At 39.6% G+C, this 17,362-nt stretch carries 20 protein-coding genes; 13 read left to right on the top strand and 7 right to left on the bottom strand.

Annotation, left to right across the window (positions count from 1 at the left end; all coding sequences use genetic code 11):
• Positions 1-17: 17 nt before the first annotated feature.
• The 3 genes from PluTT01m_RS13130 to PluTT01m_RS13120 are packed head-to-tail and all read left to right on the top strand — an operon-like array spanning position 18 to position 3,559.
• On the top strand, positions 18-569 hold the full coding sequence (locus PluTT01m_RS13130) for an NAD(P)H nitroreductase (protein ID WP_011146775.1): 552 nt from the start codon (positions 18-20) through the stop codon (positions 567-569).
• 12 nt (positions 570-581) lie between these two features.
• Positions 582-1,625, top strand: a complete 1,044-nt coding sequence (gene selD / locus PluTT01m_RS13125; RefSeq protein WP_011146774.1) for a selenide, water dikinase SelD — start codon at positions 582-584, stop codon at positions 1,623-1,625.
• 5 nt (positions 1,626-1,630) lie between these two features.
• Positions 1,631-3,559, top strand: a complete 1,929-nt coding sequence (locus PluTT01m_RS13120; RefSeq protein WP_011146773.1) for a DNA topoisomerase III — start codon at positions 1,631-1,633, stop codon at positions 3,557-3,559.
• A gap of 57 nt (positions 3,560-3,616) precedes the next feature.
• On the opposite strand, the gene xthA is transcribed toward PluTT01m_RS13120, so the two are convergent.
• On the bottom strand, positions 3,617-4,423 hold the full coding sequence (xthA, locus tag PluTT01m_RS13115) for an exodeoxyribonuclease III (RefSeq protein WP_011146772.1): 807 nt from the start codon (positions 4,421-4,423) through the stop codon (positions 3,617-3,619).
• Positions 4,424-4,925: 502 nt separating this feature from the next.
• On the opposite strand from xthA, the gene PluTT01m_RS13110 reads away from it, so the two are divergent.
• Complete coding sequence (locus tag PluTT01m_RS13110; protein ID WP_011146771.1) at positions 4,926-5,789, top strand: helix-turn-helix domain-containing protein; 864 nt, start codon at positions 4,926-4,928, stop codon at positions 5,787-5,789.
• 268 nt (positions 5,790-6,057) lie between these two features.
• Here PluTT01m_RS13110 and PluTT01m_RS28080 read toward each other — a convergent pair whose 3' ends face one another.
• The 3 genes from PluTT01m_RS28080 to PluTT01m_RS28070 all read right to left on the bottom strand — a co-directional run bounded on the left by PluTT01m_RS28080 (position 6,058) and on the right by PluTT01m_RS28070 (position 6,882).
• Positions 6,058-6,342, bottom strand: a complete 285-nt coding sequence (locus PluTT01m_RS28080; protein WP_011146770.1) for a hypothetical protein — start codon at positions 6,340-6,342, stop codon at positions 6,058-6,060.
• Between the two features lie 50 nt (positions 6,343-6,392).
• Positions 6,393-6,599 carry a hypothetical protein gene (locus PluTT01m_RS28075; RefSeq protein WP_011146769.1) on the bottom strand — a complete coding sequence of 69 codons (207 nt, stop codon included), beginning with the start codon at positions 6,597-6,599 and terminating at the stop codon, positions 6,393-6,395.
• 61 nt (positions 6,600-6,660) lie between these two features.
• The gene (locus tag PluTT01m_RS28070) at positions 6,661-6,882 is read right to left on the bottom strand and encodes a hypothetical protein (RefSeq protein ID WP_011146768.1); all 222 of its coding nucleotides are present in this window, start codon (positions 6,880-6,882) and stop codon (positions 6,661-6,663) included.
• 897 nt (positions 6,883-7,779) lie between these two features.
• Between PluTT01m_RS28070 and PluTT01m_RS13100 the strand changes: the two genes are divergently transcribed.
• The 7 genes from PluTT01m_RS13100 to PluTT01m_RS13070 all read left to right on the top strand — a co-directional run bounded on the left by PluTT01m_RS13100 (position 7,780) and on the right by PluTT01m_RS13070 (position 12,143).
• Positions 7,780-8,031 (top strand): hypothetical protein, encoded by a 252-nt coding sequence (locus PluTT01m_RS13100; RefSeq protein ID WP_011146767.1) that lies wholly within the window; start codon positions 7,780-7,782, stop codon positions 8,029-8,031.
• A gap of 76 nt (positions 8,032-8,107) precedes the next feature.
• Entirely contained in the window at positions 8,108-8,692 is a 585-nt protein-coding gene (locus PluTT01m_RS13095) for a hypothetical protein (RefSeq protein ID WP_011146766.1), read from the top strand.
• 108 nt (positions 8,693-8,800) lie between these two features.
• Positions 8,801-9,058: a type II toxin-antitoxin system YafO family toxin gene (locus PluTT01m_RS13090; protein ID WP_011146765.1), complete on the top strand. Its 258-nt coding sequence runs from the start codon at positions 8,801-8,803 to the stop codon at positions 9,056-9,058.
• A 49-nt stretch (positions 9,059-9,107) separates the two neighbouring features.
• Positions 9,108-9,946 (top strand): IS5 family transposase gene (locus tag PluTT01m_RS13085; RefSeq protein WP_232507859.1). Its coding sequence is split into 2 segments (ribosomal slippage): positions 9,108-9,447 and positions 9,447-9,946, totalling 840 coding nucleotides; the frame shifts between segments, so codons are not numbered across the junction.
• Positions 9,947-10,314: 368 nt separating this feature from the next.
• Entirely contained in the window at positions 10,315-11,085 is a 771-nt protein-coding gene (locus tag PluTT01m_RS13080) for a Thoeris anti-defense Tad2 family protein (protein WP_011146762.1), read from the top strand.
• A 453-nt stretch (positions 11,086-11,538) separates the two neighbouring features.
• The gene (locus PluTT01m_RS13075) at positions 11,539-11,850 is read left to right on the top strand and encodes a type II toxin-antitoxin system RelE/ParE family toxin (RefSeq protein ID WP_011146760.1); all 312 of its coding nucleotides are present in this window, start codon (positions 11,539-11,541) and stop codon (positions 11,848-11,850) included.
• A 2-nt stretch (positions 11,851-11,852) separates the two neighbouring features.
• The gene (locus PluTT01m_RS13070; protein ID WP_011146759.1) at positions 11,853-12,143 is read left to right on the top strand and encodes a helix-turn-helix domain-containing protein; all 291 of its coding nucleotides are present in this window, start codon (positions 11,853-11,855) and stop codon (positions 12,141-12,143) included.
• Between the two features lie 362 nt (positions 12,144-12,505).
• On the opposite strand, the gene PluTT01m_RS13065 is transcribed toward PluTT01m_RS13070, so the two are convergent.
• The 3 genes from PluTT01m_RS13065 to PluTT01m_RS13055 all read right to left on the bottom strand — a co-directional run bounded on the left by PluTT01m_RS13065 (position 12,506) and on the right by PluTT01m_RS13055 (position 14,916).
• Positions 12,506-12,988, bottom strand: coding sequence for a winged helix-turn-helix domain-containing protein (locus tag PluTT01m_RS13065; RefSeq protein WP_228902165.1), 483 nt, complete (start codon positions 12,986-12,988; stop codon positions 12,506-12,508).
• Between the two features lie 572 nt (positions 12,989-13,560).
• Positions 13,561-13,905, bottom strand: a complete 345-nt coding sequence (locus PluTT01m_RS13060) for a hypothetical protein (RefSeq protein ID WP_011146757.1) — start codon at positions 13,903-13,905, stop codon at positions 13,561-13,563.
• Between the two features lie 528 nt (positions 13,906-14,433).
• Positions 14,434-14,916, bottom strand: a complete 483-nt coding sequence (locus PluTT01m_RS13055) for a winged helix-turn-helix domain-containing protein (RefSeq protein ID WP_232507858.1) — start codon at positions 14,914-14,916, stop codon at positions 14,434-14,436.
• Between the two features lie 817 nt (positions 14,917-15,733).
• On the opposite strand from PluTT01m_RS13055, the gene PluTT01m_RS13050 reads away from it, so the two are divergent.
• Together PluTT01m_RS13050 and PluTT01m_RS13045 are read left to right on the top strand one after the other, a co-directional pair.
• A complete protein-coding gene (locus tag PluTT01m_RS13050) occupies positions 15,734-16,183 on the top strand; it encodes a phage tail protein (protein ID WP_011146754.1) in 450 nt (149 codons plus the stop codon).
• Positions 16,184-16,262: 79 nt separating this feature from the next.
• On the top strand, positions 16,263-17,357 hold the full coding sequence (locus PluTT01m_RS13045; protein WP_041380096.1) for a phage tail sheath family protein: 1,095 nt from the start codon (positions 16,263-16,265) through the stop codon (positions 17,355-17,357).
• Positions 17,358-17,362: the final 5 nt, after the last annotated feature.

Here is a 17,362-nt window from a genome sequence, read left to right as displayed (position 1 = left end):
TACTTAGGAGAGAAAAGATGAATGCATTAGAACTTTTGTTGAACAGACGTTCAGTATCACGTTTAACCACCCCGGCACCTCAAGGTGAAGCATTACAGCATATTCTGGCGGCGGGAATGAGAGCACCTGATCATGGTGCATTACGTCCGTGGCACTTTATTGTCATGCAGGATGACGGTATTGAGCGATTCAGTCGATTACTCCATCAAGCCGCCATTGATAGTCAGCTTGGCGCTGAGGCGGAAGAAAAAGCGAAAAGTGCGCCTTATCGTGCACCATTAATCATCGCTGTTATTGCAAAAGTGGTGGAGAATTCCAAAATACCTGAATGGGAGCAGGTGGTTTCAGCCAGTTGTGCGGTGCATGCGATGCAAATGGCGGCTGTGGCTCAAGGGTTTGGTGGTATCTGGCGTACGGGTTCATGGACTGATGATAATACCGTGCGTACCGGTTTGGGTTGTCATGAACATGACAAAATAGTGGGTTTTCTCTACCTTGGAACGCCTGCACTAAAAGCACCCAATAAGGTGACTGCGCCTGATATGACCAATTTTGTCAGCTACTTGTAACCGGGGTCTGTTATGTCAACAGAAGTTCGTCTTACCCAATACAGCCACGGTGCTGGATGCGGTTGTAAAATTTCACCAAAAGTTTTGGAAACCATTCTGCATAGTGAGCAGGAAAAATTTCTTGATCCTCACTTACTGGTTGGTAATGAAACCCGTGATGATGCTGCGGTTTATGATATTGGCAATGGTACCGGCATTATCAGTACGACAGATTTCTTCATGCCGATTGTCGATGATCCATTTGATTTTGGGCGCATTGCTGCCACAAATGCTATCAGCGATATTTATGCGATGGGCGGTAAGCCTATTATGGCGATAGCTATCTTGGGATGGCCTATTGATAAATTAGCGCCGGAAATTGCCCGTAAGGTGATTGAAGGTGGCCGGGCTGCGTGTAAAGAGGCTGGGATTGTACTGGCAGGAGGGCACTCTATTGATGCGCCTGAACCTATTTTTGGTTTGGCTGTAACCGGTATCGTTAATATTGACCGAGTGAAACAGAACAGTGCCGCGAAAGTAGGAAGCCAGCTATTTCTGACCAAGCCGCTTGGAATTGGTGTATTGACCACCGCGGAGAAAAAAGGCTTGCTGTTACCTGAACATCAGGGAATTGCGATAGAAACCATGTGTCGCTTAAATAAATTGGGAATGGATTTTGCGGAAGTGGCTGGCATTACAGCAATGACCGATGTAACCGGGTTTGGTCTTTTAGGCCATTTAAGTGAAATTTGTGCAGGATCGGGGGTTCAGGCAACACTCCATTTTGCAAAAGTGCCTAAATTGCCGGAAGTGGAATCCTATATTGCAAAGGGTTGTGTTCCGGGGGGAACCGGGCGTAACTTTGATAGTTACGGTCATCTTATTGGTGAAATGACAGAACTTCAGCGCAAACTGTTATGTGATCCGCAAACCTCCGGTGGCCTGCTGTTGGCTGTTCTACCAGAAGCTATGGACGAAGTGAAAGCGATTGCACGATGTCATGGCATCGAACTGACCGCGATTGGTGAATTGTCTGAGCAACAGTCAGGCAGAGTACTCATTGAGGTTAATGAATAATACCCATGCGGCTTTTTATTGCAGAAAAACCAAGTCTAGCCAGGGCGATTGCCGATGTTTTACCAAAACCGCATCGCCGTGGTGATGGCTTTATCGCTTGTGGCGATAACCAGTTTGTTACTTGGTGTATTGGGCACTTGCTGGAACAGGCGGAACCTGATGCCTATGACAATCGCTTTGCTCGTTGGTCATTAGTTGATCTTCCCATCATTCCTGAAAAATGGCAGTTAAAACCGCGACCTTCTGTTGAGAAACAGCTCAATATTATCCAGACGTTGTTGGAAAAAGCCGATGAAATAGTGCATGCCGGTGACCCAGATCGGGAAGGGCAACTGTTGGTGGATGAGGTGCTGGATTTTTTGAAACTGGATGCAGTGAGGCGAAAAAATGTTCGCCGCTGTTTGATAAGTGATCTAAATCCACAAGCGGTAACCAGAGCGGTTGATCGGTTAAGAGATAATCGGGATTTTATTCCGCTATGTGTTTCAGCTCTCGCCAGAGCTAGGGCTGATTGGCTTTATGGCATTAATATGACCCGTGCTTATACCTTGCTTGGCCGTAATGCGGGGTATCAGGGGGTACTATCTGTCGGGCGGGTTCAGACCCCTATTTTGGGTTTAGTTGTTCGCCGGGATGAAGAGATTGAGCATTTCGTACCCAAAGATTTTTTTGAGGTGAAAGCGCATATTGTTACGCCGAAAGATGAACGTTTTATCGCTATCTGGCAACCAAGTGAATCTTGTATCGATTTTTTGGATGAAGAAGGGCGATTGATACACCGGCCTCTGGCTGACCATATTGTTACCAGAATAACCGGTCAACCAGCCTATGTGATCTCTTATCAGGATAAACGGGAATCTGAAGTCGCTCCTTTGCCATTTTCATTATCTTCTTTGCAAATTGAAGCCGCTAAACGTTTTGGCTTAAATGCGCAGCAAGTGTTGGATATTTGTCAGCGATTGTATGAAACCCATAAGTTAATTACTTATCCCCGTTCTGATTGCCGTTATTTGCCCGATGAACACTTTGCCGGTCGTCATGCCGTGCTTAATGCGATATCTATTCATGCAACAAAGCTGTTGCCACAAGAGTTACTGGAAATAGATAGAAAGAATCGTTGTTGGGACGATAAAAAGGTTGATGCTCACCATGCAATTATCCCTACAGCTCGAAGTAGCCATATAAATCTGACGGATAGCGAGGCTAATATTTATGGTTTGATTGCCCGACAATATTTGATGCAATTTTTCCCGGATGCCATATTCCGTAAATGTGTTATTGAATTGGAAATTGCGGGTGGAAAATTTATTGCTAAAGCCCGTTTTCTTGCTGAGGCAGGTTGGAGAACGTTACTTGGTAATAAAGAGCGTGATGAAGAGAATGACGGAACGCCATTACCCGTTGTTGCTAAAGGTGATGAATTATTGTGTGAAAGAGGAGAGGTAGTCGAGCGCCAAACCCAACCGCCAAAGCCATTTACTGATGCGACTATCCTTTCTGCTATGACCGGAATTGCCCGTTTTGTACAGGATAAAGAGCTGAAAAAAGTCCTTCGTGCAACAGATGGGTTGGGAACGGAAGCCACGCGGGCTGGCATTATCGAACTATTGTTTAAACGGGAGTTTCTTTATAAAAAAGGGCGTCATATTCATGCCACACCTGCGGGTAGGGCGTTGATCCATGTATTGCCTGATATGGCCGCTTTACCGGATATGACCGCCCATTGGGAGTCGCGGTTAACGCAAATCAGTGAAAAACAGTTCCGCTATCAAGATTTCATGGGGCCACTTGAGGAGACATTGCAGCAATTAATTTGGCAGGCCAAACAGAACCGTAATTTAACCGCTTTTCGTGATTTACCCCCCCTCCCAGTGAAAGATAAAAAAGGGAAGAAAATAAAAGCACCGAAAAATACCAAAAGAGCTGCGCCATAGCGCGCAGCAATTATTACATTATTTTAAAAACGATTGATATTCGGTGTTAACGGAATATCAAATTTCAAATTCTGCCCAAACTGGGGCATGATCTGACGGTTTTTCCATCTCACGGATTTTATAGTCAATACCTGTTGCGATACAGCGATCCATCAAAGGCTTACTTGCAAGCAGTAAATCAATACGTAGCCCTCGATTATCATCAAACCCTTTGGAACGATAATCAAACCAGGAAAATTGGTCGTTACATTCAGGATTGAGATGGCGGAATGTATCAACCAGACCCCAGTTTTTCAGGCGATCCATCCAATCTCTCTCTTCTGGCAGAAAAGAACATTTACCTGTTTTTAACCAGCGTTTTTGGTTGTTCTCACCAATGCCGATATCCAGATCGGTCGGACTAATATTCATATCACCCATGATAATCACGTGTGATTGAGGGGTTAAGTTTTGCTCCAGGTAGTTTTGCAGATCCTGATAAAATTTCTCTTTTGCCGGAAATTTCACTGGATGTTCACGGTTTTCTCCCTGTGGGAAATAGCCATTAATAACGGTCAATAATCCGTGTGGGGTTTCCACTTCTGCCATGATAACCCGGCGTTGAGCCTCTTCATCATCCCCTGGAAAACCACGATACACCGCAAGAGGCACCTGGCGCGTTAACAGTGCAACGCCGTAATGGGCTTTCTGGCCGTAATAAAATACATGATAGCCAAGCTTCCCAACCTCTTCTAGAGGAAACGCTTCATCATGAACTTTTGTTTCCTGTAGACCGATAACATCGGGTTGATGTTGCTCGATGATCGCAGCTAACTGATGGGGGCGGGCACGTAATCCATTAATATTAAAAGAGATAAATTTCATCTTTTACAGCCATCCAGTAAAAAGACACAGGAACAATAGTAACAGATGGATCTTAAAAAGTAACTATTGACAATGGTCAGCACGAAATAGTAACGGATCCCCTAATATTATAATTTGCTGTGAAAAATATAATAAATTGTGGTGAGAAAGAGCCTCAGTTAGACCGTTTTTATCTCAAGTGTTACAAAAATTGATTACTGAAAAATGTAGAACCCTATCCTAATCTTTGATAGAAAATTGAGCTCGTTAGTAATGTTTATATTTTCTAATGGTTGATTGGTTGAGATTAATTTTTGAACCATGATAAACATGAATAATAGAGTTTATTGAGCCACCTATGTATTGAACATACGCTTTTTTTATGTGGTATATGTTTGAGAAGTATTTGTTTTTTTGTACAAAATTTATGCCTTCACAGTATCAAACTTGATTTAGCTGTCATTTGGTGAAGGCTATTTCAAAGAAATTATTTTAGCCACAAGTTATATAGGAACGGTGAATTATGTTTTTTTCTCGTAAATTAGAAGCATTCATGGCAGTGGTGGAAAATGGTTCTTTAAGTAAAGCGGCAAGAGTGATGAACCGTACAACTCCCCCAGTAGCTAAATCAATCAAAGACTTCGAAGCAACATTAGGGAAGCGCCTTTTCAAAAGGGAGAAATTTGGGATGAGTCTGACTAAAGATGGTTTAGAATTATATAATGATCTTAAAGATCTTTATTTACAAGAAAAAGAAATAACTAAAAAACATATCAGTGGTAGTATATGTAACATAGTTAATATTTATTACGATTGGGGGAAAAACAAACATCTTATTTATTTATATAAGGCAGCTGATAGAAATAGCTCACAGGTAAATATATTCCGGTTTAGTTATGATAACATTGAAGAAATAGTGGATTATGACGGCAACACGCTCATTCTGAGCTCAGAAAAGATACTAAGTGACCGTTTTAGTCTCATTCGCAAAATAAAAGGGCCTGAATTGGGAATTTGCTGCCGAAAAGAGTTATTAGATATTGCTAATGGCGATGTGATGCAATTGCTAAAGAGTAATACTTGGCTATGCGATCCTGTACTTTATAAAAGTAGCTTCGTTAAAAACTTGGAAGAAGAAGTTATTCAAAGTGGTGGAAAAGTAAATATGCGTCAGATGGATAATATGGGATGCTGCATGAATTTCATTTATTCCAGAGATTATATATTTATTACAGATTCTCATCCTGATGAATTGGAAGGAGGAGACGCTTTGAGTTTTGTTCCCATTGAAAAACCTGGCGCAGCAAATCAATGTTATATTTATAAGTCTAAATCACACTCAAGTGTTCTTAATCGTTTTATCGATTCAGTTAATGACATGAGTTAAAATTCATCTACGCGGAGAGGATTATTGTAAGCTCCGCGTTGTTAATATGCGGAGATAATTATAAAGATTTTTCACTGTACCTAAATGATAAATTTATATTTATAATTCTTATTTGAATATTCCAAGTGAATGTTTGATCGTGGTGAGGAAAAATGGACTGTTCCTCGCCTTTTGGAGCAACTTGTACGACAAACCTGACATTATATTCACTCTCGTCTGGTGTTTGGCACAGCCCATTGTGCATGCACAAATCTGCATGGCCTTGGTTTTACTGCTTTAGCCGGGGTGTTGTGGTACTCCAAAAAATAATGTTAGCCCCCAAGTCGTTTTCGGCAAAATTAGTAAACTCCTCCTGAGTGAAGGCTTTTTTAGTTTTTGGATTGGTGTAGGTCAGTGTGGGTTCTTGGACTGCCATTGCCACCAAATCCAGTTTGCCTTTGTAACGATTGAAAAAGGGATAAGTGTTTTTCATTTGAGCAGATTGATATGGCACGATATCGGGACCGTCGAGACCGATCTTATTTTTCGACGCGAAATTAAAAAAGCGAGACATATACTGATGATCGTTATCCCATTCACATGGCCAGAAATTAACGTATTGTACTACGTAGGATTGTAGAATTTTTTAAATACCTGGCGGGCGAATTTGATATTATCAAGTTCGGCGGAAAAATAGCGGTCACGGCTAAAACCGGTCTTATCCTGTTTCATGTCAATATCAACGGCGGTTTCTGGTAGATTAATCCCGGTAATACGGCCGTCAAACTCTTTTACCAGTTCGAAAAGCAGATCCTGATAGCGTTTGCGCAACGCTGTATTCCATTGAATAGCAATCCAACCATAACCTTGTGCTTTGCCTTCACCGGGATTATCAACTTGAGCAACTAAACCGCCTTGATATTTTGTGCCTTGTTAGAGATAAAATGGCATAAACAACTTGTACACCGTCAATATTTTGACGTTCTAACAGAGGACATAATTGATCGAGCTCATCGGATGAAGTGTAGAGATAGTTTTGTGGTTTTCCTGCGAGTGCATCAGTTGACAATAAACTAAAAATCAGAGTGGCTAAGATGAGTTGTTTTAGCACCATGATTATTTCCCTCCTTAATTGTAAGGGAACGAGTAACCGGCTTATGGCAGTTTAACAAAACAGATAGTTCCATGACTTTACGAATTTATTTAACACCACAAAGTTACTTTATTGATTAATTGGTAATTATTTTCCGCATCTTAGTACTCATTTATCCCTATCTTTGTAAATAAGTTCTCATTAAAAACAAATAAGAATATTATTAATTAATATAATTTTATTAGGATTGTTGACTGTTTTTTGGAATTATTTAGTTGTTTATTGTTGAAGTTCAATAAAAATTAAACGAACGGCATTTTGTGATAATAAAGTCTTGACTTTGTTATCAGATAATTAAGGGGATTGTCCCATCTATAAATAATTTATCTTGCTGTAGAAGATAAGGAATAAATGGTGGGCATATCAGCGTAAAATATAATTTATACCCTATGGATTTCAAGATGCATCGCGACGGCAAAGGAATGAATCCCTGAGAGCTTGTTATTCGCATAACATGAATGAGAATTATTCCTTTTTACAGCGATTTTATGAATGATATTTAAAAAGGAATAATGAGATTTAAATTAATGCAACGTGTTGAATAATAATGAAAATAGTATATTTCTCTCATGGGGTGATTATCTAATTATAACCAGATATTCAACTCCATTTCATTTTATGGCAACCAATGCAAGCTTATTTTTGTCAGTAAATGTCATGTTATTGTTATGGGGATTAAATATCCTGCCCGATACGTTGTTATATCGATGGCGATAGAGTCTGGGCATTAAAAATCGTATTTTTTTGAAAAAAAGAGTTGATCTTTATATACACCCATTAAGAGGATAGGGGAATTAGGCAATCGCTTATTTTGTTCATGTGTTGGTGTGTTGCGAAAAGATGAGGAGTCAATGATGAATGAAGCGAAGGAAAATGAGATTTACCTTCATCCTGAATATGATGAATGTGGTCGTCCGTACTACAACGTATCATTTTCCTGCCGGGGTAATGGAGAGCAATCTAAAATCGAAACGCGATGATGAGCCAGTCTGGTTGGTAAATTCTGAGATTGGCGTTGCAAGTTGGATAATGAAGAATGCTTCTTATAGGAAAGAGACGTTAGATCCTAGTAAATTTGATTGTGCTTTGATAAGCAATTATGCAGAATAATGTAAGGTAGTGCGGAAGGCGATATGTATACTGTATTCCTATATACTTATCCCACAGACAGATCAAAGGGGGTCACATGACAGTAGGAATGACAACGTTAGTAACGTTGCTAACTCCACTTCCAGACGTTAATCAGTTAGCAAAATTGCCAGAGTATCTTTCTGCTCCGATTACGCAATTGGTGCAAGACAGAGCAGGGCAAAAAATGCTGACTGCTCAAGAGGTGATGTCATATTTCTCTGAATCTAAAATGGCGCTTGCCTACCTGAAAGAAAATACCCAAATTGGTATTGAATTACTTGAAACCATTGACCGTGACGGGATCGAACCAGGTATAGATATTCGTGATGTAGTCGAGCGTTACGAATCCGCTGCAAAAATCGCCACGAGTCAACTCCATCTCTTGAAATTAAGTTATATTCTTGCGGAGTCTTCGCCTGCATGGGGACCGCATGTCAAGCTATTCCAAACGCATTCTCAGAGAGCGTTGAGGATTTTTGCAAATAATAGAAACGTTTTATTGCGTATTGCAACAATGTTAAAGCAGTACTTGCCAGTTAATGCAGGTGAATATACACCGAAAGCCGACGCGGAAAGTTACAAAGAGTTGGTGAATCTCTCGCATAAAAAGCTCGGTATTCCATTGCCTGTGTGGGGTTAGGTATATGGTTTACGTCAGCGTGGCGGAAGAGCTACTTTTCAATGCGGCTGCTCATGATTACGCAACCATGTTGGTTAAATATTTGAGTGGTGCAGAAGAGGTGTCTGGTTGGCTGGGTGCCAAGGGCGTTTTGAGCGCAACATGCAGGCTATGGAATCAGGAATATGGAAGTTACATATTCTTCCCCTGAATGAAAAACCGTGGCCGACAAATGTGATGCTACACAACAGGAAAAGTGACAATTATCTGGTTTATGCTCAACATTGGTATTATGAAAATCATTATCAGGTCATGGCCGTGGTGATGCCAGATGCACATTCGCGTATTGATAGGCTCTTGGATAAGCTAGGGTGTGTCCCGCAATAGGCTGAGATAGAATAATCTATGTGGCTCTGACTTTCGGAAAAAACATGTTATGGCTCGTTACGACCTTCCTGATGAAGCATGGGAGTTACTGCTCCCCTTATTGCCCCCTGAACATTCTCAACGGGCGGGACATCCTTATGTTGAACACCGCCGGGTTATCAACGGCATGTTTTGGATACTCTGTTCCGGTGCCCCCTGGCGGGATTTACCCGAACGTTATGGTTCCTGGAAAACCGTCTATAATCGCTTTAATCGGTGGGCAAAATCGGGGCTCATTAACCTCATTTTCAATAAGTTATTGTCAATACTGGATGAACAAGGTTTAGTTGATTGGTCAGCTATATCTCTGGATGGCAGTAACATTCGTGCGGCACATTGTGCGGCGGGCGCCAAAAAAAACATCCCGATGTCACCGAAAATCATGGCCTGGGTCGCTCTCAGGGTGGTTATGGCTCCAAAATCCATCTGGCGGTCGATGGAAAAGGCTATCCACTGAATGTGGTACTCAGTGCAGGTCAATGTCATGAAAGTCAATATGCAGTGCGCCTGCTGGATGGTCTGGGTATTCAGCGTAAAAACGGTTTTATGAAACGTCGTTCAAAAGCGGTGATTGCTGATAAAGGTTATGCCAGCCACGCATTACGTAACCGGTTAAAAAGTCAGGGAATAAAAGTGATAATTCCCTATAAATCAAATGAAAAAGCGCGGTCAGATGGACGGGTTAAATTCGACCATGAAACGTATCGAAGAAGAAATGTTGTAGAAAGATGTTTTGGTCGACTCAAAGAGCATCGTCGCATCGCCACCCGTTATGAAAAGACAGCAAGAAATTATATCGCTATGGTGAAATTAGGTTGTATCCGCTTATTTCTTAAGGCCATAATTTAATTGAGGGACATAACCTAGTTCATATCGTAGAAGATTCTTTCCAGTGTCTAAATGAGCGGGAATTAAGGCTGCTTAATCATGTAAGCGCATGAACCCATTTACTAAGAAAAGCATATAGACCTGCTCCGGCAGGTTTTTTTATGGAGTTTTCACAATGCCAATCTATTGGAGATAAGTCAGGAAATATCGTAATCACTAACTACTCTTATTAATAGTTTAGGCTTAGCACTCGCGGTGCTTTACCGTCTATGCAGTAGTAAACTTAAAAATATTCTATTGAAGTAAGAATCTAATTTGAATAATATCTTATGGCTATTTGGCAGTAAGATGAAATTACCTTTATTAATAAATAATTAAGTGAGGTGTTTATGTCTGAAATTAATAAGCCAGAAGTTACTGAAATAGAAAATAAACTCCCTGAGCATAAATCATTAAACCCTGATCAATACAAATGTAATCATGTTGTTGCCCCAGAAAATTCTTGTCCGTGGGCGATTATTCAAGTGTATCTAGGAAATCAAGCACGTCGTGGTGATTGGGATTCTCCTAATGAATGCATACGCCTTATTCCTGAATCGAACGCTAACAGTGAAGGCAATAATCTGATTTATATTGAGAAGTGCGATAAGCATGGGCATTGGTTACCTTGGCAACCAACGCCGGAAGATATAATGGGTAGTGATTGGTCATTGTTAGAGCCAGATAACAATATGATGGTTTTTGATGTTACCTTAGGGACTAGTAAGTATGATACAGGGCAGGACTGGGGATATATGAGTGACAAGGGAGTCTTTGGTAAGGGAGAATCTACTTTCGGTACTTTAAATATAACCCAAAATAAAATAGATATTAAAAGCATTTTAAGGTTCTACTATAATAGCAGCGGATTGTATTTGAGAGTATATTTTGATAAAGCTAATTATCAGAAAGTTAAAGAAGTACTCAAGAAGAATTTTTATGTCTCAGTTGATAATGTAACTTATGATTTTGGAACTTTCTTGCATGATCATGATGCAGATAACGATAATTATGAATACGATGTCTACTATTATGAATCGGAAAACCCAACCGTAGAAAAACTAGGTGCCATATTAAAGCAGACAGGTGAAACCAAGCGTTTTTACTGTAACTGGCGTTAACTATATTACATTGAATTCCAGGCTGCGCATTGCGTGGCCTTTTTTCGTTTTAAAGGCCACCTATGTAAATATTTTCAGCGAGGCAAGAGAGCGGAAATATTCTGCTTAACTGAGATCAGTTTATGCATAAGAATAGAGGATAATCTTAATGAAGTACTTAATAAGCATTTAAGGTTATTAGGCACTCGCAACGATGATGATTCTAAAGTTGTCCGACCTGATGGTTCGTCAGGACGAGTTGATTTGATGTTAAGTAAATCAAAAGGCTGGCTATCTCATCATTCACAGAGAAAACTTTTTGAGCATGGAAAATAGCTGGAAGTACTAACTCCAGGTCAAGGATGGCAAATTTAAAATAGACCCACATGATATATAATGCTGTATGTGCGCCATTGACTTATCCCGCCAAAGCGTATACTATCACCTAAATGTACACCAGTGACGCACTAAGACATGATATTTATTGAGACCCATATCTTCACTGAAGATTGTAAAGAGTTGTTAAGTGACGATGAATATCGTGAATTTCAGCAATATCTCGCAGACAATCCTATTGCTGGTGATGTTATCCAACACACTGGTGGCTTACGTAAAGTCAGATGGGCATCTGGGAGTAAAGGTAAGCGGGGTGGTGTGCGCATTATTTATTACTATAAAGTAGATGTCTCACACATCAGATTGTTACTGATTTACAAAAAAGGCATCAAGGATGACCTTAGTGAATCAGAAAAGAAAGTCTTGAGAGCACTAAATGAGGGGTGGTAACAATGGATAGTAAATTATTTTCTAGACTAACTGAAAGCATGACACAGATGAACGAAATTATTAATGGCGAACGTGCTGCCTCTCGTGAAACTCACGTTGAAGCAGTAAAAGTAAAGAATATTCGCCAGGCAACCGGTTTAACTCAGACCGGTTTTGCTAAGTTGATTTCCGTTAATGTTGGAACTCTGCGCAACTGGGAACAGGGAAGGCGTGAGCCAACCGGACCAGCAAAAGCCCTGTTGAAGGCAATAGAGAAAGATCCGGTTCATGTTTTAAAGGCGTTATCTATGTAAATAGAGCGCATAGGAATTCCTCAGCCTCGTTTCAGCGAGGTTTTTTATGGGGGAAATAGGGCAGAAGAATTTAAATGGAGAACTCAGATACAGAATACCTACCGCTTTGACAATTAATGCAACATTTGAGCAGGCATTTCAGCATGAATATCACATCAGACGTACAAAAATTAGAACCGGGTGAAAAACTGGGTTACACCGATAAAAAAGAATGTCATGAATCATGATCTTTTCTTATTAAAGCGGCCCATAACTTGCTGAAATGAGCCGTAAAGAAGTGGATGAAACCCGCTTGTATGCTGTTTAATTTAATGGACCATCCATTGATGGGGATTTAATCATTTTTTAAATAAAAATCATCATTATCTCTTAGCCAGAAAAGGAGCTGTATATAGGATAGTTGATATCCAAATGATTGCGGTGATAAACATAACAATCATCCTGGTGAAACGCCAGTAAAATGGCTTTGGCGGTGTAGCGATGGGAATAGGTAATTGAGTATTTTGGAGCTGACGATTATCTTGTTCGTCATCTTGAAGTGGCAGGATAAAACGATAACCTTGTCGGTACACCGTGTGTATGGCTTCACCTAGATCACAATAACGTAATGTTCGGCGTAACTTGCAGATTAATTGCAGTAAATTGGTTTCTGCTACCCCATCTTTGCGTTCAGGCCAAACTAGAGGGATCAGTTGCTCCCGGTTTAACGTATTCCCTTGGGATGCATGTTCCCACAGTGCAAGTAGCAGGCGTTTCTCTTTCTCTGTAATGATAAATATATTTTTACCATGAATTATTTTGTTTGAGTCACAGTCTAAATAAACATCTCTAGTTATTTTCAACATAACGCATTCTCTGCCTCTGTTTAGTGTTTGTCTATTTTTTATATAGCCAGGAGGGCTCAATAGGCACTTATACCTGTTAGAGTTTATATATTTTATGAATGAGTAATGCAAGAAAATAAATTATTTAAAATTTTTTATTTTATTTTGTCATATGGGTTATTTTTCTGTTTTTTATTAAGAAGTAAAACTAATGATAATTAATTATTAGTTTTATACCCTATGGATTTCAAGATGCATCGCGACGGCAAGGGAGCGAATCCCCGGGAGCATAGAAAACTATGTGACCGGGGTGAGTGAGTGCAGCCAACAAAGAGGCAACTTGAAAGATGACGGGTATATATTATGTTGAATTCCAAGCCTCTTACTTGCGGAGTTTTTCATATATAAAGTCCACTTCCACGTTCTCAGATAATGTCTGATGTGGCATTCAATTTCAACTACCGAGTAATCCTCGGTAGTTGATAAGTATTTAGCAGAGAATGAAGATGTTACTTTCTGCGTAGTGAAGTTTGAGCTATATTGAACTAAATCTTCTTATATACGAGAGATATATAGCTAACTCTTAAGAATCTTTATATCCAATTAAACTCAGCTTCTGTGGTTAGAGTTGCGTCTAAATTGACGGCTGTAATTCTATAGTAATAAACAGCGTTAGGAGGCGCGTTGAGTATTTTAGTTTCTCCAGGCCAGACATCAATAGAATTATAGAATTCATACTCCCCAAATGGGGATGCCCAGAAATTTAAAACCCTCATTGCTGCTTGGCCGTTGTTTTTTATTGCTATACTTCTCCATCGAATAGGAATGGCTATATTCCCATTTTTATAAGCTTCGATAGCTTGGTTAGGGTTTAGGAATATTTTGAAATTTGTTGATATCATATTGGTTTCCTTATTATTGCTGTTATTTGTTGGCATATATAATCAGGTGATTTCACCTGTGACATTTAACTTAACACTTTCTATGAGCAGTTAAATATTGAAATTTATCAGTGACGTAAAAGGAATAAGGTAAACGTAAAAGCGGTTAATACACATTCCATGCTACGCATTGCGTGGCCTTTTCTTTTTTCACACACGTTTAACGGGATCTTAATTTCTAGTTGGGGTGGAAATATGAAATTCATGGACAAGCCGATTGACATCTGGATGTAGCTATGATTATGGCTGTTATCAGTCAAAGAGATACGAAAATCCCGACAGTGGCGGGGACATGTATTCCTGACGGATTTATTGCCGATAGCGGTAGTCGTAATTAATGACGAAGGAGTTACACCGATAAAAAATAGATAACTTAATATCATGAATCATGATCTTTTCTTATTAAAGCGGCTCATGACTTGCTGAAATGAGCCGCAAAGAAATGGATAACCCGCTTGCATGCTGTTTAATTTAATAGACCATCCATTGATGGGGATTTAATCATTTTTTAAATAAAAGTCACCATTATTTCTTAGCCAGAAAAGGAGCTGTATATAGGATAGTTGATATCCAGATGATTGCGGTGATAAACATAACAATCATCCTGGTGAAACGCCAGTAAAATGGCTTTGGCGGTGTAGCGATGGGAATAGGTAATTGAGTATTTTGGAGCTGACGATTATCTTGTTCGTCATCTTGAAGTGGCAGGATAAAACGATAACCTTGTCGGTACACCGTGTGTATGGCTTCACCTAGATCACAATAACGTAATGTTCGGCGTAACTTGCAGATTAATTGCAGTAAATTGGTTTCTGCTACCCCATCTTTGCGTTCAGGCCAAACTAGAGGGATCAGTTGCTCCCGGTTTAACGTATTCCCTTGGGATGCATGTTCCCACAGTGCAAGTAGCAGGCGTTTCTCTTTCTCTGTAATGATAAATATATTTTTACCATGAATTATTTTGTTTGAGTCACAGTCTAAATAAACATCTCTAGTTATTTTCAACATAACGCATTCTCTGCCTCTGTTTAGTGTTTGTCTATTTTTTATATAGCCAGGAGGGCTCAATAGGCACTTATACCTGTTAGAGTTTATATATTTTATGAATGAGTAATGCAAGAAAATAAATTATTTAAAATTTTTTATTTTATTTTGTCATATGGGTTATTTTTCTGTTTTTTATTAAGAAGTAAAACTAATGATAATTAATTATTAGTTTTATTTATATTGTGATGATTACCCATGAAGTGATGTAAGATTTAGAAATATAGATAAAATATTTTTAGGTGTTATTTATTGTTTATAAATTCCTTTTGTAAAAATTAATGAATAGATATCCACGAGCAATAATGCTGTGAATTGAACGTGATTTATTTATGTAATTGAATTAAAAGGTAAAAAATAGATAAAAATCATTATTTTTTATTTTTAACTTTTATTTGGCGGTATTTGAGTGATTACTGTTCGATGAATAGTTTAAAGCTCCAACAGTGTGATGTTTATCACGTATTAACTTACGTTAATCAGTAGTTAGTCAGTAGTCAGGTCGCCTCATTCCTTGAACCTTGAATGAGGGTTTGGATATTAAAGCACAGTGAATATATACCCTATGGATTTCAAGATGCATTGCGACGGCAAGGGAACGAATCCCCGGGAGCATAGAGAACTATGTGACCGGGGTGAGTGAGTGCAGCCAACAAAGAGGCAACTTGAAAGATGACGGGTATACAAGTAAGGCATTAGGCATGATACCTAAGGGCGGTAGCGTACCTAAAATGATATGTGTTCTAACCCGGTTATGAATTTAACTCTTAAGGAAATAACAATGTCTACAACTGTCGATCAAATTGCTGTTCAATACCCTATTCCAACTTACCGTTTTGTCGTGACCGTTGGTGATGAGCAAATGTCTTTTCAAAGTGTATCGGGATTAGATATTAGCTATGACACGATTGAATATCGTGATGGAATTGGTAATTGGTTACAAATGCCCGGTCAGCGTCAGAGACCAAGCATTACCTTGAAGCGCGGTATTTTTAAAGGGCAATCTAAATTGTACGATTGGATTAATTCTATTTCGCTTAATCAGATAGAAAAGAAAGATATTTCTATTAGTCTCACCGATGAAACAGGCTCAAATTTGCTGATTACCTGGAATATTGCTAATGCTTTCCCGGAAAAACTCACAGCCCCCAGTTTTGATGCGACCAGTAATGAAGTTGCGGTACAGGAAATAAGTTTAAAAGCCGATCGAGTGACTGTTGAGTTCCATTAATACACTGTTTGGTGTCAGGACTGTTTGTTGTCAGGAATAGTCTGGCACGTCAATGCAGTGCTTTTTAAAGGCGAATATTATGACAACTTATCATTATCCGGGTGTCTATATTGAAGAAGATGCTTCATTGGCACTCTCTGTCCGTACCAGTGCAACGGCGGTCCCTGTTTTTGCTGTCGGAGATGAAAATCTTTTTAGGTCAGGAGATGACTATCATCGTGTTAATAGTTGGCTAGAATATCTGGCTCTAAGAGGTAGACAATTTAATCCTAGTGATAAGCTTGATATTTCACTACGTGCCTATTTTATTAACGGCGGTGGATATTGTTATCTCGTTAAAACTAAAGATTTAGTAAACCAAGTTCCAAAGTTGGATGATGTCACATTGCTGGTTGCTGCCGGAGAGGATATTACTACTGCTGTAGGTACACTTTGCCAACCGGGCAAAGGCTTATTTGCCATTTTTGATGGCCCAGTCACTCAAATAGATTTGAACCAAAAACCCGATGAAGTACTTAAGATTTATACCGCTACCGCCTATGGCGCAGTTTATTATCCTTGGCTGACCGCTGAGTGGGGAGAAAAAAATGAAGAAGGGAAAAGAGCTAGCGTTGATATTCCACCCAGTGCAGTGATGGCCGGTATTTATGCCAGTGTCGATAACAATCGAGGTGTCTGGCAAGCGCCAGCTAACGTTGCTATTCAAGGAGGATTACAACCTAAATATCCGGTGACTGATGATCTGCAAGGACAATATAACAAAGATAAAGCGTTGAATATGATCCGTACTTTTCCTAAAAGTAGCCCATTGGTTTGGGGAGCCAGAACACTTGAGGACAGTGATAATTGGCGTTATATCCCTGTTCGCCGTCTGTTTAACAGCGCAGAACGAGATATTAAAAATGCCATGAGCTTTGCGGTCTTTGAACCTAATAGCCAACCAACTTGGGAAATTGTACGTCGAGCGATTGATAATTATCTCTATTCTCTCTGGCAACAAGGCGGATTGATGGGCAATAAAGCTGAACAAGCTTATTTTGTTCAAATTGGTAAAGGTATCACCATGACTGATGACGATATTAAACAGGGCAGAATGATTGTCAAAATAGGTTTGGCGGCAGTTCGTCCGGCCGAATTTATTATCTTGCAGTTTACGCAGAACATCGGACAATAATTGGA

The organism is Photorhabdus laumondii subsp. laumondii (assembly GCF_003343245.1).
In the GTDB taxonomy this organism is placed as follows: domain Bacteria; phylum Pseudomonadota; class Gammaproteobacteria; order Enterobacterales; family Enterobacteriaceae; genus Photorhabdus; species Photorhabdus laumondii.
The sequence above is the reverse complement of the archived record's forward strand: the minus strand, read 5'-3'. Positions and strand labels throughout refer to the sequence as shown.